This is a genomic window from Pseudomonas sp. GW821-FHT04C07 (assembly GCF_059420325.1).
The window spans coordinates 204,485-216,322 of the sequence record NZ_JBWKTM010000007.1 but is presented as its reverse complement, the minus strand read 5'-3'; the positions used below and the strand labels follow the sequence as shown (position 1 = coordinate 216,322).

Genomic DNA, 11,838 nt, shown 5'->3' with positions numbered 1-11,838 from the left:
TATCAATGGTTTAGAGCTGGCCGTTTTCTACTGATACCGATTTGATACCAATCTGGAGCTTTTCCAGTTCGGTCCAGTCTGAGCTTGAGCTGAGCCAGCGGGCATACGTCGACAGCAACATTTGGACGCTGTGGCCAAGTTGCTGAGCAATAAATGCGGGGTTCATATTGGACATTAAGCATATTGTCGCATATGTGTGACGGCAGTTGTACGGCGGCCGGTAACGGATTTTCAGCTCTTCAAGCGCCGGTCCCCATTGTTTATGCAGGTCTGAGGTCTGTTTCACGTACTCGCTGTTCTTGGACGGAGGGAACACATAGGGAAATTCCTTGATCTTTCCTGCCCCTTTTTTCGACGATCGGCATACTGCTTAGCGAACTCCAGCGCATGAAGCGCGCGAGAGTTGAGCAGCACGAACCGATCCTTGCCCGTCTTCGTGCGCTCCTCGACCTCGCCGAGGGCGATCGTCCGGCATACGTGGACTTGTCGTTTCTCAAGGTCGACAGCGTCCCAGCGGAGCGCCAAAGCTTCAGACAGCCGGAGCCCCGTGAAAAAAGCGAACTCAAAGAAAACGGCGTATATGCCGCTTGGCCAGTGCGATGTTTGGTACAGGAGGTCGATGATCTTATTGGCTTCATCCAGGCTGAATGGATCGATCTCCTTACGTGATCGTTTCGGCAGAAGGTGGTTATTGAGTGGCCTTGGTGATGGCTTCTTCTGCGGCGCCGGTGATGACCAGCTTCGTTGCCATCGAGCGCTCGACACTCAGCGGTTAGGTGATTCGGTTTTCTGTGGGCATAGGGATACCTCATTGGCATAGTGGCGCCACCACTCAGGAGATCATTGGATGAAGATATGGATTGTCATTTTTGTTCTATGGACGGGGATCGCCTTGGCAGAGCCTACGAAGGCGGTTGATTCCGCGTTCAACCATGACTTTTCGAATATCGGTAGCAGCCGGAACCTGACGAAAGCGGACCTTGCTTGGCATGCGCTCAACACCTACGGCTGGGACTGCAAGCAGGTCGTTGATGTACAGCTGGCGGAACCAGGCAAGAGGTATTCAGTCATTACCCGCGCAAATGCTCGCAGGCTCCGGGTATACCCGCGCAGTGATGCTCATCCGATAATTACCAACATGAAAGGTCAGCTTGATTGAAGCTGCTGCAAAATCCGCATTCCAATCCGGCGAACCTTGGTGGTCGCGTTCCTGTTATAGGTCGCTCGGCAGCTATGCGCTGGCGAGATTCGAGTTTTTGGGCTATTTGTTGAGGATTCGGCATGCCGCCGAACCAAGGAGGCCGCGGATGAAAAGCAAGCCTACGATCAAGGAAATTGCTGAAGCCACTGGACTTACAGAGAATGAAGTAGGAGCCTACTTTGCCGACTCGGAGCTAAGGCCTGATGGTACGTGGCTCATCTACTTTGACCCCGGTATATTTGATGACCCTCTCATTTCAGAACGCCTGCGCGATGACCTGAAAGGATTCTTTACTTACAAGATGCCATTTAAGGCTGTTTAAAAATAGGTGAGGGTGGGTTAGGCGGCTTCCGGCGCCACCTTCAGCTCTACGGTGACTGTAGTGTTCTGGCTTGTCGTCCCTAAAAGCTCAGCCATTCTCGCCTCCGACACCTTGTCCGCTTCGAGGGCAACGGCCTGTTTCTGCTCACTCGCCATAATCCACCTCGGTTTCTTGTTTAACTCTGAACATGATCTATCTCGATGCCGCGCGCTGCTGCTTCGGGGGGGCTGTGGGGATGGGGATACTTCGCTGATTGGCGTGACTGTTGGAAGTGGGCTATTAGTTGATCACTTGCACCCGGCCGGAGACCGAAATGGGCTTAGCATCCGAAAGGCCGTATCCCGTGAATTACGTTCATCCGAATGGGGGGAAAGCAACGATCGACTTCATTTGGGGGAGGCAAACAGTTCGACGCCGAGGGTCATTATCATCTGGCTCAATGAATGCGCAAGCTACGTGAGGGTTGGCTTAGAGTCAGGCGGCTGGAGTACATTTGGTGATGCTCGACAGTGCGGTATTGAGTTGGCATCCAGATTACTTGGCCGTGGGAACTGACAGGCGCTTAGGAGTGGCTCATGTTGTGCTTGAACTGCTCGGAAGATGCGCGAAGGATTGAATCCGGAATGGATGGCGTTGAACTAATCTGCCCAGAGTGCGGGCATTTTGGCGTATCTGGCATCGTAATGAAGGAGAGAAGCGAGCGAAAATTTGATGTTGAGCAAACTAAGCTCTGGCTTCATCGCGAGCGTGAGATCAACCCTGACCGGTGTCCTGTTATAAATAGCTCGAACGTTATCTGGGCGTCAGAGCCCTAACCATCTCCGCTTATTGAGGCGTTTTTCACTTCGATTTGGCGCAGTGCCTGCTGCACCGCGGCGATGATCCGGTACAGATACTGATAACGTGGGTTAGGGCCCGGTCAGCGGCGTACCACCACTCTTCACCGAAGATCGAGGACATCAAGCTGTCTGGGCAGCCTGCGAGACTCCCGACATTGCTCAAAACATCTGCAGTTCCCGGGCTTCGTCCTTGTCCAGGTTGTCGTAATCGAGGCTCCGGCCACGCCGGCGTTCAATGACGATCTTGCGAACCATCTTTTGCAGTGCCTGACCGCTGAACTGCGTTGCGTGCAGCTCGGTGCCTCGCACCAGGCAACCAGCCAGATACTGCTCATCGCAGCCGCAGAAAAACTCGGCGACAGTGCGAGACCCCATGCCTCCCCAGTAGGCCGACCATGACTCGCCGTAACGTTCGAGGGGGATCTTGCCTTGGCGAGTCACGTACTCCGAATTGTCCGGCTGCGGGATTGATCGAGAGCTCAGGTCCTCGGCGGACACCGTCACTGGGTCGAGCCGCTTTGCGCCGGAGATGACCAGCTTCGTTACCCGCAGCGCCATATCGGCCAAACGCAACGCAGTTTGCTGATTATCTGTTACGACGCGGGTTGTTTGCGGTTCGGGCGTAAAATAGCAGGGCTACCTCACTAAAAGGAGCCGCATATGAACGCCGACCAAATGAACAAACGGACGGCTGGGGAAAGAGTCGTTTGGGATCAGTATTTTTGTGCTGCGTTGATTGCGGAAAGCAATCTGACGGCACCGGTTGTAGGAGGGTCTAATCACGATGACAGGCAGAACCTGTTAGTTGAAAGGGCCAACGCTCTCGCCGACAAGATGATGGAAAGCAGAAAATAACCGGAGCCCAGCCATCGCGCTGGGCTTTTCACATCTGGAGCCACCATGGCCTTCTACGACGAAATGGCCGTGATGGCTCTGGAGATGATCGCAGAGTTCGGCCAGCCCCTTCTGCTGCGAAACACGAACCCCGCCGGTGCGCCGCTGATATTCGAAATTCAAGGGAGGCGCTGATGAGCGTTCCGACAATCACTGCTCTGCCTGCGCCGCCCGCCCGAACTGAAGCGCCGAGGGACACCCGCGCGGCGATGTTCGATGACGACGATAATCCTACGCACGATCCGGGCAAGGATCAGTGCAAGGGCGGCCTGAAGTCCTGCAAGTTGCGTTTTGGTCAAAACAACGAACCCAACCACGGCGGTTTCCCGGCCGTTTCCCTGATTGCCCGGAGCTGACTCATGCGCAAGCACATCCTGAGCGCAATAAAGACGCATGCGGCCACCGAGTACCCGAAGGAGTGCTGCGGCCTTTTGCTGGCGATCGGCCGAAAGCAGCAGTACTTTCCTTGTCGGAACATCGCAACCAAGCCGAACAAAGAGTTCCAGCTTGAGCCTGAGGACTATGCCGCGGCGGAGGATCTAGGCGAGGTGATCGGCATCGTTCATTCGCATCCGGACGCCACCAGCCGACCGTCATCGCACGACCTGGCCATGTGTGAGGCCACAGCCTTGCCCTGGCATATCTTGAGCTGGCCCGAGGCGGATCTGCGCAGCATCACCCCGACCGGCAACATGCCGCTGTTGAAGCGTCCGTTTGTGCACGGTGCGTGGGACTGTTGGCAGGTTTGCGCAGACTGGTACAAGCGTGAATGGGGCCTTGAATTTGAAGCCTTCCAGCGCACTGATGGCTGGTGGGAGAGTGCCGAAAACACCCGCTTACACAAGGCCGGTTATGAAGCCGCCGGCTTCTACCGCGTCGACCAGCCACAGCGCGGCGACATGATCGTTATGGCGGTCGGCCGAACGGCTCACCCCAACCATGCAGGGATCTACCTTGGCACCGATCCAGCGCTGCCCGGTGAAGAGTCGGAGGTGTTCGGCCCGGGTCCTTTCCTGCTGCATCACCTGTACGGGCGGCCATCTGAAGTGATCGTCTTCGGCGGGCCTTGGCATGATCGGACGCGCCTGATTCTCAGGCACAAAGATGCGCAACCAACCACATGATGCGGCATCCTGAGTCCTGTCCGCGCCGAAATTGGCGCAATCCCAGTCCTTGGGCTTGCAGGCAAAGGACTGGGGTTATGCGCGAGCCACTTCGTGCCCAGGGACGAGGCGAACCTCTACGCTGGCCAAGTGCTCGTGGAATCACTGTCCAAGTGGCCGTGGAATGAGTGTCCAAGTCAGCGTGGAATCGCTGTCCAAGTGCGCGTGGAATCCGCAGCTTGGCAGTAGCCATGTCAGACGCTGGTGTTTTTTTGCTTTTCTTGATGAAACCGTGGAGCAGAACCATGTCTGAGCCCACTACGGTGAACAGAGCGCGTGTGATGGTATCTCCGAGATCGATTCTGATCTCCCAGAGTCCCGTGTTCAGCTTGTGTACCACGGGCATTACGACTTAACTGATCCCGTGCGAATCAGTCAGGAGATGGTTGGAATCTTGTCGATAAAGGCTATTCGCTCACTATTGTAGAAAATTTCAACCGTTGTGTAGGGAGTCGAGTTTGGAGCCATTACTCTGGAGAATCTGCCTTGTGCGCAGCTAGTTTGTTGAATCCAGTTCCCTGGCCGCTGGACCAAGTGCAGATCCAGCATGAGTGCTTGCGGGACGGTACCTTGAGTGGATCGCATGGTGAGGTAGGCCTCGACCCCTGGATTGGCAACCTCAACATCTCCTACCACATGAAAGTCGTCCGGTTTCGGTGGCATAGTGTTTAGCCATGCATGCCAGTTTTTTGAGTTAAAAGTCATTTTCCTATTCCTTGAGAAATGAAGCTCGAAGCTTGAAATACTGCCGTTCCGTATGGCGCTTCGTATGCCATCGAGCTCGAGGCGTAACGCCCAATAGAAAGGAATGGGAACATGGCACCCCGGATATATTTGGGGGTGCATTGAAATGCGACCAGAGATCCCATGTTTAAAGGTGTAGACGAGGAATGGGCTACAGCTCCTCGGCCTGGACGAACGGTTGTCACTGGTCGTTAACCAGTCTGTCGCCTTGCTCAGAGCCGAAAGCCCAGTCTAGTGCTGCAATGCTTTTCACTTAAGCCGATTCTTCAGTCCGGTGACATGTGTGGCGAAGGAGTGGCCGCTGCGTCTTCGACGCTTTTTTATCTTAAGTGAACGGCATTGCGCAGATGGCGGGCTTTGTGCGTTGCACGAGAATATGGCAAAGCTCGCACGACGGTAAGGGCTGGGTTTACTGATCTTGTTTGGTGGTCGAAGTAGCAGCTTTACTCAGGCCTTTTGAATTGTGATCTCCCGGCGTGGTAGTTGAGATCGCAGTGGCCTTTGTCAGTCCGTGTGTAGTTTTGGAGTGTGCAATCCCGGAGGTAGCCAAACCATGGCCTTTGCTGTCATGGCGAGCACTCCCGTAGTGATGGCCATTGACTCCGTGGTCCCTGACCGCTCGCCCGTCATGATCGCTTTCTTTGCCTTCGCTACGGCCATTGCTGTCAGCGTCGGCAGAATGACCTACTCCCTGTCCACAGCCGTTACCGCCACCACCGCTTTTTGCATAAGCAGAGGACATCGGGAGTAAAGGCGCTGCAGCCAGCATCATCACGCATGTCATAACAGCTACGAGATTCGTCTTCTTTAAAGCATGATTGCTTCCATCGATCAGGATGGGTTTGCATGAATTAGGATGCATAGCGTTGTCTATAGTTCTCAGGCCTCCGATGAAAGGCGCTACGGCATGGATTCACGCAGAGGATCATGGATATGACTACTCGTTCAGTTGTGGCTTTTTTAACAAGTATCGCGCTTTTGTGTGGCTCAACTGCTCTGTACGCAGATCCTGGCAATGGGAAGGGGAACCCGCACGGCGATCACGGGAACAAAGGCAACAAATTCCAGAACTACGAACAAGGGGGCGGATACAGCGGCCCACAGGTCGACGTGGGCGGCGTTCGAGTGATTATCGGTGACAGTCGTGACTATTGGTCGCCTGGTCCAGCGCTACCGCCAGGCATTCAAAAGAAGCTTGCTCGAGGAAAGCCGCTGCCACCGGGAATCGCCAGGAAACTGGACGGCCGGATACAGGGCAGGCTGCCGCATTACGATGGTTACGAATGGCAGCAAGTCGGTACGGACCTGATTTTGGTGACCATCGCGACCGGACTAATTTACGAGGTCCTGCATAACGTATTGGACTGAGTTTCCGGCGGCGAGGCGCCAGAACGAAAAAGCCCGGCATCGGGCCCGGCTCTTTGTAGATGGGCCAATTCCTTTTGGCTGACCGCATTGTGCTTGGTGGATGTGACGAAGGCATGACAGGTCAGATCCGAAAAGCCCGGCGCTGGGCCGGGATGCGGTGAGAGACAGTTGCGCAATGCGCCCCGTAATTGCCTCAGGAGTCGCTTGATAGGGCTCAACCTTCAAGATGCTCAGGTTTTGTAGCGTCCCTTTAATCGTGCAAGAGCGTAGATCCGTATTCGTTGTAGCTATTACCCAGCGAGGCGCCACCACCGATATTTAGCTGGGTGTTACTGCCTCCGAGCTTGCAAGCATCTGAAAAGCAAGAGCGTGGTGTCGTTCCTGAGCATGCACTCAAAAGCAATGTTGCGGCCATCAAGAAAACTTTGACGCAGCTTAACTTCATTTTCAGCATCTCCTGACCAGCGCTTTGGCGTGTGTGCCCCTTCAAACAATCCTACGCCGTCACACGGAGTGAAACACATGAAGTATGTGTGCCATGCATCGGAATATTGAGCCACCTACAGTTACGCAACTCCAGCGGGCTTGTAGTCAGCTTGCTTGGATCCCATGAAGGATGCCTGAATAGCCTGCCGTGATCAATCAGCACTAAAGAGCCTTCGGCGCTTCCAGGCAGGTTGCCCAAGTGACGATCACTGTTCTCTGTTCACTCATCAGTCGCTACCAAGCACTGTAAACATCTGCCGATCCTTGATCTTTGATTGTGTAAGTCGGAATGGAAGCCCTTATATACCTACAAATCCCCGCTGCGCCACCTACTCAGGCTTGGCGCGGCTGATAGCTCCCGCCTTCACCTCATCAGCGTAAGCAGTCAGCCGATTAGCTCGCTCATGCAGCTTTTCGATCGTCTCCATTGCCTCCAGAAGCTCTGTATCCCCCCGTTGTTTTGCCAACCTGAACATTTCCAGGGCGGCTTCTTCGAGGGCGAACGCGGCGGCTTTCAAGTCGCGGTGCAACTCTTGGTTGGGTTTGTTGAGTGACATGGTGACCTCCTGCAAATCCCGTCGCGCCAGATGGCTAGAGTTTCTGCAGCGCCCTGACGACAACGCCGACGATCCGGCAATTTTCCGCACACATCTAAATAGGGTAGACGGGATTGAGCGGCTTCAAGCAGCGCCGACCGCCGTCATCAACCAGTTTCTTGAACGTGGCCTGGTCGCTGTCAGCCAGTTTCGCGACCACGGGCTTCCCGGATTGTGCATCAGCTTCGGTGTCTAGAGGTGCCGGTGCAGGTTCCATGTCGGACGCAGGAGATGGCGGTCTAGGCGGACTTGCGGTGCTCAGCAGCGTGCATTGCCAGGTAGGCTTTGAGGTTTTCGTCGCCTATACCCAAGGTGCACAAGATTTCGGCCATGAAGCTGACCGGAGCGGTACCTGGAGCTGTAACGACGCGCTTATCAGCTACTGCATAAGGGACATCCTGATAGTAAGCCGCTCCACCATAATTCAGTTCCGACAGGTTCTCTGCCGAATTGGAAGTGTGACGGAGGGTATCGAGAACGCCCGATTGCGCTAACACACGGGTACCGTCGCAAATGCCAGCGACGATGATGTCTCTTTCATGGGCAGCGGTAACCAGGGAAGCGATATTAGGGGCCTGTTCGGTCTGCCAGATGGTGCCTCCACATATGATTAGCAGGTCGAGTTCATCGAGCTGGATGGCTTCGAGCGCCAAATGCGGGGTGACGATCATGCCTCCGGAAGAGGTGACTGGGGTACCTTTGGGGGTGGCGAAGCGTGTATCGAAGCCGTAATAGGCACGACCAGCGGAGTTGATCAGGGCGGTTTCCCAATCTGAAAAGTTCTCGGTGATAATAGTAATGGCACGTGTCATTAGAGTGTCCTTCTCTTATGGCGTTGATAAATGTCTGAGGAGTCGCCTTCCCCACATGAACCCAAAGCGTAACAAACACGACCGTCAATTTCTGTCAGTAGTATTTGGGTAATGCGCAGGGATGCTGTCAACTTCACCCAACGCCGCGTTTTGAGAAGAACTTGCCGGCGACCTGGATAGTGCCGGGGCTGCTGCCACTGGACATCAGGCAGGTGTTTACGCTTCATTGATCGAAATCGTTCGGCGAATTCTCGCTGGAATGAAAATTAATGCGCCATCGATGGCAAACACTGATCAATACAACCAGCCCGTGAGGTGAAGACCTCGCGGGCTAGCGGGTAAGTCATTTACAAAAAGGCACACTAAGCCGGGCACTAACCGAAAATCACAGGTAAGGCTTAGCCACCAATCCGGTGGCTTACAGCATTTTCTTGTTGGTTAAGGGTCCTTTGCTCCTGCTTGGTGATATGACCGCGATTTTGGCTAGCCATGCTCCGTTCTTCCTGACGAATCTGACGATCTTCCTTATGAAGTCTGGCTGCCTGTCCCTTGGTCATTTCGCCCTCTTTGACTTCGTTATGGATTCGCTTGTTCTGGTTGGCCAGACGATCATTTACCTCGGCCCTACGTGGGTGATCTTTTTCCCATTGAGCATCAGCAGCAACTACATTGCCAGCAACCACGCCAACAAATGCGGACAACAAAATAGCAGCAAGCTTTTTAGACATGTTTGATTCCTACTGAGTGCTTTAAAGGCTGGCCGGTTGTCTTGACCAGCACCAGCCAGGTCGTTACTGAGTCATCACCGGTTTTGTAGACACGATTGAATCCCGACAGTTCATTGCTCTCTACCAGCTATAGAGCAGCGTCATCTCGATACGCCGCACTGAGGCTCAGCCTGAAAAAAAGTGTGGTTATTGAAGGGGTTAGGTGATTTTAATCGGACGGACGGGTGCAAATATCCTGTTACAACTGCCCGAATTGAGATAATATGCCCCTGCGTTCACCACCACGGTTTATGCATTTTGAGTCCCAAGTGTCCATCAGCTGCTTGGGATTTTTTTTGCCTGAAATTTGCCGCTGGCCGGAGCAGTGATCGACCGTCATCACGACTTTTTCAATGGCAAAAGCCGTTCGCCCAAATTGATCTTGGTGGCTATCTGCTACCTTGTCACGCCGGCGATCCGAGCGACTGTAGTCAGTGAACCGGAAAACGGGGAAGGTGAGGGCGTGTCATGCGCTAATAACCTCCGCCTCCCATACCGCCCATACTGCTGGCTGGTTCTCTGGCTTTCTGCTGTGCGCGACTCCATTCAGCGCAGGTCATAAAGCTCTTATGGTCCACTTTGCCTGATCTATCAAAGCTGACATTGAAAGACTGCTGATGGCCGGCTTGAGTGAGCATGTAGTCAAAGCAGGTGCCGGGCTCTACTGTGCGGTTCGTTACTGATAATGGCTTCCCGCCGATACTCTGGACTTGATCTTTGCTCATGCCCGTCTCGACCTTTGCGACCAGCGGCTGGTCACGATAGACATGTGAATTAGTGGCGCAACCACCTACCGCTGATAGCACGGCGACCAGCGCGAATAGATGTTTGTTCATGTTAGGGCTCCCGATGGTAAGCGTTGTGAAGAGACTCCTGGGTGCATCAATTCAATTAAAGTCGAGTTATGCGGGGTGCACCAAATATCCTCAGGGCCGAGGCCGGAGGTGTTGGCGAGTTTGGGGAGGGCAGACAACAAAAAACCCGCACATGGCGGGCTCTCTGTCGAAGGGGGCGCTGATCCTTCAGCTCGCCAGAGTGTGCTCTGCAACTTCAGCCTAATCAACGACGGGGCGACGAAGCGCAGGTCTAGCTACAGAGTGAGTTCCATGAGGGCCGCCTTCGGGGCGAGCTGGCAGTTAAGCCACCAACAAAAAGCCCGCGCGCGGGGGGCTTAAAAAGGGATTCTGTCTCGTCCTGAATAAGGTTTACACCTTCTGGCTTCTTATCAGGAGGGTGCAATGGATACGGGCGTATGGGGCATGTCGCTGGAATGAAAAAGTCCGTACGTGGCGAGCTCCAGGTAGTGAGCTGCCACATCCCTGTGGCTGACTTCAATGTGCCAGCCCGGTGTGACGAGAGTATGACAAGGGCGCTAAAGGGGATGGTTCGGCGGCGCCCCCGGGCCAGTTGAATCCCACGATCGCCTCCTACAAATACTTGTTGTCCTGTCTTTTTCGGCTCGATCTGTTCAGCCTTTTTGTTATCCATCTCTCAAGTGGTTTAACTGAAAAGAAAAATAGATAACCTGCAAGACCGAGTGCGAGTTCAACCCATGTTTCGGCTATTGGGCCTTTAAAATATTCAATGCAATATTTAGCAAGGAACAACGTCGCAATCCCACCTAGAGCCAACAAGGCTGTGATCGCAAAACCTGATATACGTCTCAATTTCTTAAAATCCCCGCCGCGCCGGCTGGCTACAGCTTCTGTAGCGCCCTGACGACTACGCCGACTATCCGGTCGTTTTCCGCATACATCTCAATAGGGTAAGCGGCTTCAGAAAGCGACGTCCACCATCTTCATTCAGTTTCTTGACCGTGGCCTGATTGCTGTCGGCCAGCTTGATGACGGCCGCTTTGAGGTGGAAGAGGTGTAACCTTTGCCGAGGAGATAAACCTTGCACGGTGTGACCACAGATCCGGGCCACCGGGCGCGCGACGGGCAAGAGGTGTGGGATCACCTGAATCATAAAACCCGGCTATAAAGCCGGGTTTTTTGTTAGCGATAGAATCAGTTTCTCTGACCGCCAATAGCGCCGCCAGCAGCACCACCAAGCCCTGCGCCAATGGTGGCGCCGGTGCTACCACCCAGCTTGTTGCCGATGAGTGAGCCACCTGCCGCACCCAGGCCGCCACCAATAGCTGCCTTGGTTTTCTTGCCTTTTTTGGCTGCAACGGCACCACCTGCCGCGCCGCCCAGGCCTGCACCGACGGCTGCGCCTGTGCTGCCACCCAGCTTCTGACCAAGAACGTTACCCAGGGCGCCGCCCAAACCACCGCCGACCGCAGCCTGGGTGCCGCCTGCGGCCATAGCGCCTTGGGCAAACAGGACGCTCAGGGCCAAGACGGAAAGTGCTTTACGCATGTTGCAAACCTCGAAAAAAATTGGGCGCCAATTGTCGCTGCCTGGGGGCGGCTAAGCAAATCGCCGAGCTGGCTTGGTCGGAAATCAACACACCGTCTGTCGCCTCGCCATCGTGCCGGGATGTTTCGTTTGCTGTAGATGGTGGGAGAAATCGCGAACCTGTTTCAACGTCTCTCAGCAATGCGGTTGTGATTGCCTCATAGCCACCCCCTGATAAGCTCGACCCAGCATCAATACAAAGCGTGAAGAATGCTCAGCTCAATCGAGTGCTTTCCTACAGGTT

At 54.5% G+C, this 11,838-nt stretch carries 14 protein-coding genes and 5 pseudogenes; 8 read left to right on the top strand and 11 right to left on the bottom strand.

Going from position 1 to position 11,838, the window contains the following annotated elements:
* Positions 1–10: 10 nt before the first annotated feature.
* Positions 11–681: pseudogene (locus AC07UI_RS15350) on the bottom strand (tyrosine-type recombinase/integrase); the annotation flags it as partial.
* A 166-nt stretch (positions 682–847) separates the two neighbouring features.
* Between AC07UI_RS15350 and AC07UI_RS15345 the strand changes: the two are divergent.
* Both AC07UI_RS15345 and AC07UI_RS15340 read left to right on the top strand, forming a co-directional pair.
* A complete protein-coding gene (locus AC07UI_RS15345) occupies positions 848–1,159 on the top strand; it encodes a hypothetical protein (protein ID WP_494993277.1) in 312 nt (103 codons plus the stop codon).
* 148 nt (positions 1,160–1,307) lie between these two features.
* Positions 1,308–1,523, top strand: coding sequence for a hypothetical protein (locus tag AC07UI_RS15340; protein WP_494993276.1), 216 nt, complete (start codon positions 1,308–1,310; stop codon positions 1,521–1,523).
* Positions 1,524–2,521: 998 nt separating this feature from the next.
* On the opposite strand, the gene AC07UI_RS15335 is transcribed toward AC07UI_RS15340, so the two are convergent.
* Positions 2,522–2,920 carry a phiTE_072 family protein gene (locus tag AC07UI_RS15335; RefSeq protein ID WP_494993370.1) on the bottom strand — a complete coding sequence of 133 codons (399 nt, stop codon included), beginning with the start codon at positions 2,918–2,920 and terminating at the stop codon, positions 2,522–2,524.
* Here AC07UI_RS15335 and AC07UI_RS15330 point away from each other — a divergent pair.
* The 5 genes and pseudogenes from AC07UI_RS15330 to AC07UI_RS15310 form a co-directional block, all read left to right on the top strand.
* Positions 2,905–2,988: pseudogene (locus tag AC07UI_RS15330) on the top strand (DnaT-like ssDNA-binding protein); the annotation flags it as partial. The gene AC07UI_RS15335 and the pseudogene AC07UI_RS15330 overlap by 16 nt on opposite strands.
* 34 nt (positions 2,989–3,022) lie before the next feature.
* Positions 3,023–3,217, top strand: coding sequence for a hypothetical protein (locus AC07UI_RS15325; protein WP_494993275.1), 195 nt, complete (start codon positions 3,023–3,025; stop codon positions 3,215–3,217).
* A 45-nt stretch (positions 3,218–3,262) separates the two neighbouring features.
* Complete coding sequence (locus tag AC07UI_RS15320) at positions 3,263–3,391, top strand: hypothetical protein (protein WP_494993374.1); 129 nt, start codon at positions 3,263–3,265, stop codon at positions 3,389–3,391.
* A 62-nt stretch (positions 3,392–3,453) separates the two neighbouring features.
* A pseudogene (locus AC07UI_RS15315) lies at positions 3,454–3,612 on the top strand (phage minor tail protein L); the annotation flags it as partial.
* A gap of 3 nt (positions 3,613–3,615) precedes the next feature.
* Positions 3,616–4,380, top strand: a complete 765-nt coding sequence (locus AC07UI_RS15310) for a C40 family peptidase (RefSeq protein ID WP_494993274.1) — start codon at positions 3,616–3,618, stop codon at positions 4,378–4,380.
* 211 nt (positions 4,381–4,591) lie between these two features.
* On the opposite strand, the pseudogene AC07UI_RS15305 reads toward AC07UI_RS15310, so the two are convergent.
* The 3 genes and pseudogenes from AC07UI_RS15305 to AC07UI_RS15295 form a co-directional block, all read right to left on the bottom strand.
* Positions 4,592–4,765, bottom strand: a pseudogene (locus AC07UI_RS15305) (type II toxin-antitoxin system RelE/ParE family toxin); the annotation flags it as partial.
* A 29-nt stretch (positions 4,766–4,794) separates the two neighbouring features.
* Positions 4,795–5,124 (bottom strand): hypothetical protein, encoded by a 330-nt coding sequence (locus AC07UI_RS15300; RefSeq protein ID WP_494993273.1) that lies wholly within the window; start codon positions 5,122–5,124, stop codon positions 4,795–4,797.
* A gap of 448 nt (positions 5,125–5,572) precedes the next feature.
* Positions 5,573–6,025 (bottom strand): hypothetical protein, encoded by a 453-nt coding sequence (locus tag AC07UI_RS15295; protein ID WP_494993272.1) that lies wholly within the window; start codon positions 6,023–6,025, stop codon positions 5,573–5,575.
* A gap of 71 nt (positions 6,026–6,096) precedes the next feature.
* Between AC07UI_RS15295 and AC07UI_RS15290 the strand changes: the two genes are divergently transcribed.
* Entirely contained in the window at positions 6,097–6,531 is a 435-nt protein-coding gene (locus AC07UI_RS15290) for an anti-virulence regulator CigR family protein (RefSeq protein ID WP_494993271.1), read from the top strand.
* An 815-nt stretch (positions 6,532–7,346) separates the two neighbouring features.
* Here AC07UI_RS15290 and AC07UI_RS15285 read toward each other — a convergent pair.
* From AC07UI_RS15285 to AC07UI_RS15260, 6 genes and pseudogenes are all read right to left on the bottom strand, one after another.
* Positions 7,347–7,574, bottom strand: coding sequence for a hypothetical protein (locus tag AC07UI_RS15285; RefSeq protein WP_494993270.1), 228 nt, complete (start codon positions 7,572–7,574; stop codon positions 7,347–7,349).
* Between the two features lie 94 nt (positions 7,575–7,668).
* Positions 7,669–7,809: pseudogene (locus tag AC07UI_RS15280) on the bottom strand (S24 family peptidase); the annotation flags it as partial.
* Between the two features lie 43 nt (positions 7,810–7,852).
* Positions 7,853–8,425 (bottom strand): type 1 glutamine amidotransferase family protein, encoded by a 573-nt coding sequence (locus AC07UI_RS15275; protein WP_494993269.1) that lies wholly within the window; start codon positions 8,423–8,425, stop codon positions 7,853–7,855.
* A 398-nt stretch (positions 8,426–8,823) separates the two neighbouring features.
* Complete coding sequence (locus AC07UI_RS15270) at positions 8,824–9,153, bottom strand: hypothetical protein (protein ID WP_494993268.1); 330 nt, start codon at positions 9,151–9,153, stop codon at positions 8,824–8,826.
* Positions 9,154–9,665: 512 nt separating this feature from the next.
* The gene (gene osmE / locus AC07UI_RS15265) at positions 9,666–10,028 is read right to left on the bottom strand and encodes an osmotically-inducible lipoprotein OsmE (RefSeq protein WP_494993267.1); all 363 of its coding nucleotides are present in this window, start codon (positions 10,026–10,028) and stop codon (positions 9,666–9,668) included.
* 1,173 nt (positions 10,029–11,201) lie between these two features.
* Complete coding sequence (locus AC07UI_RS15260; RefSeq protein ID WP_494993266.1) at positions 11,202–11,555, bottom strand: bacteriocin; 354 nt, start codon at positions 11,553–11,555, stop codon at positions 11,202–11,204.
* Positions 11,556–11,838 lie beyond the last annotated feature (283 nt).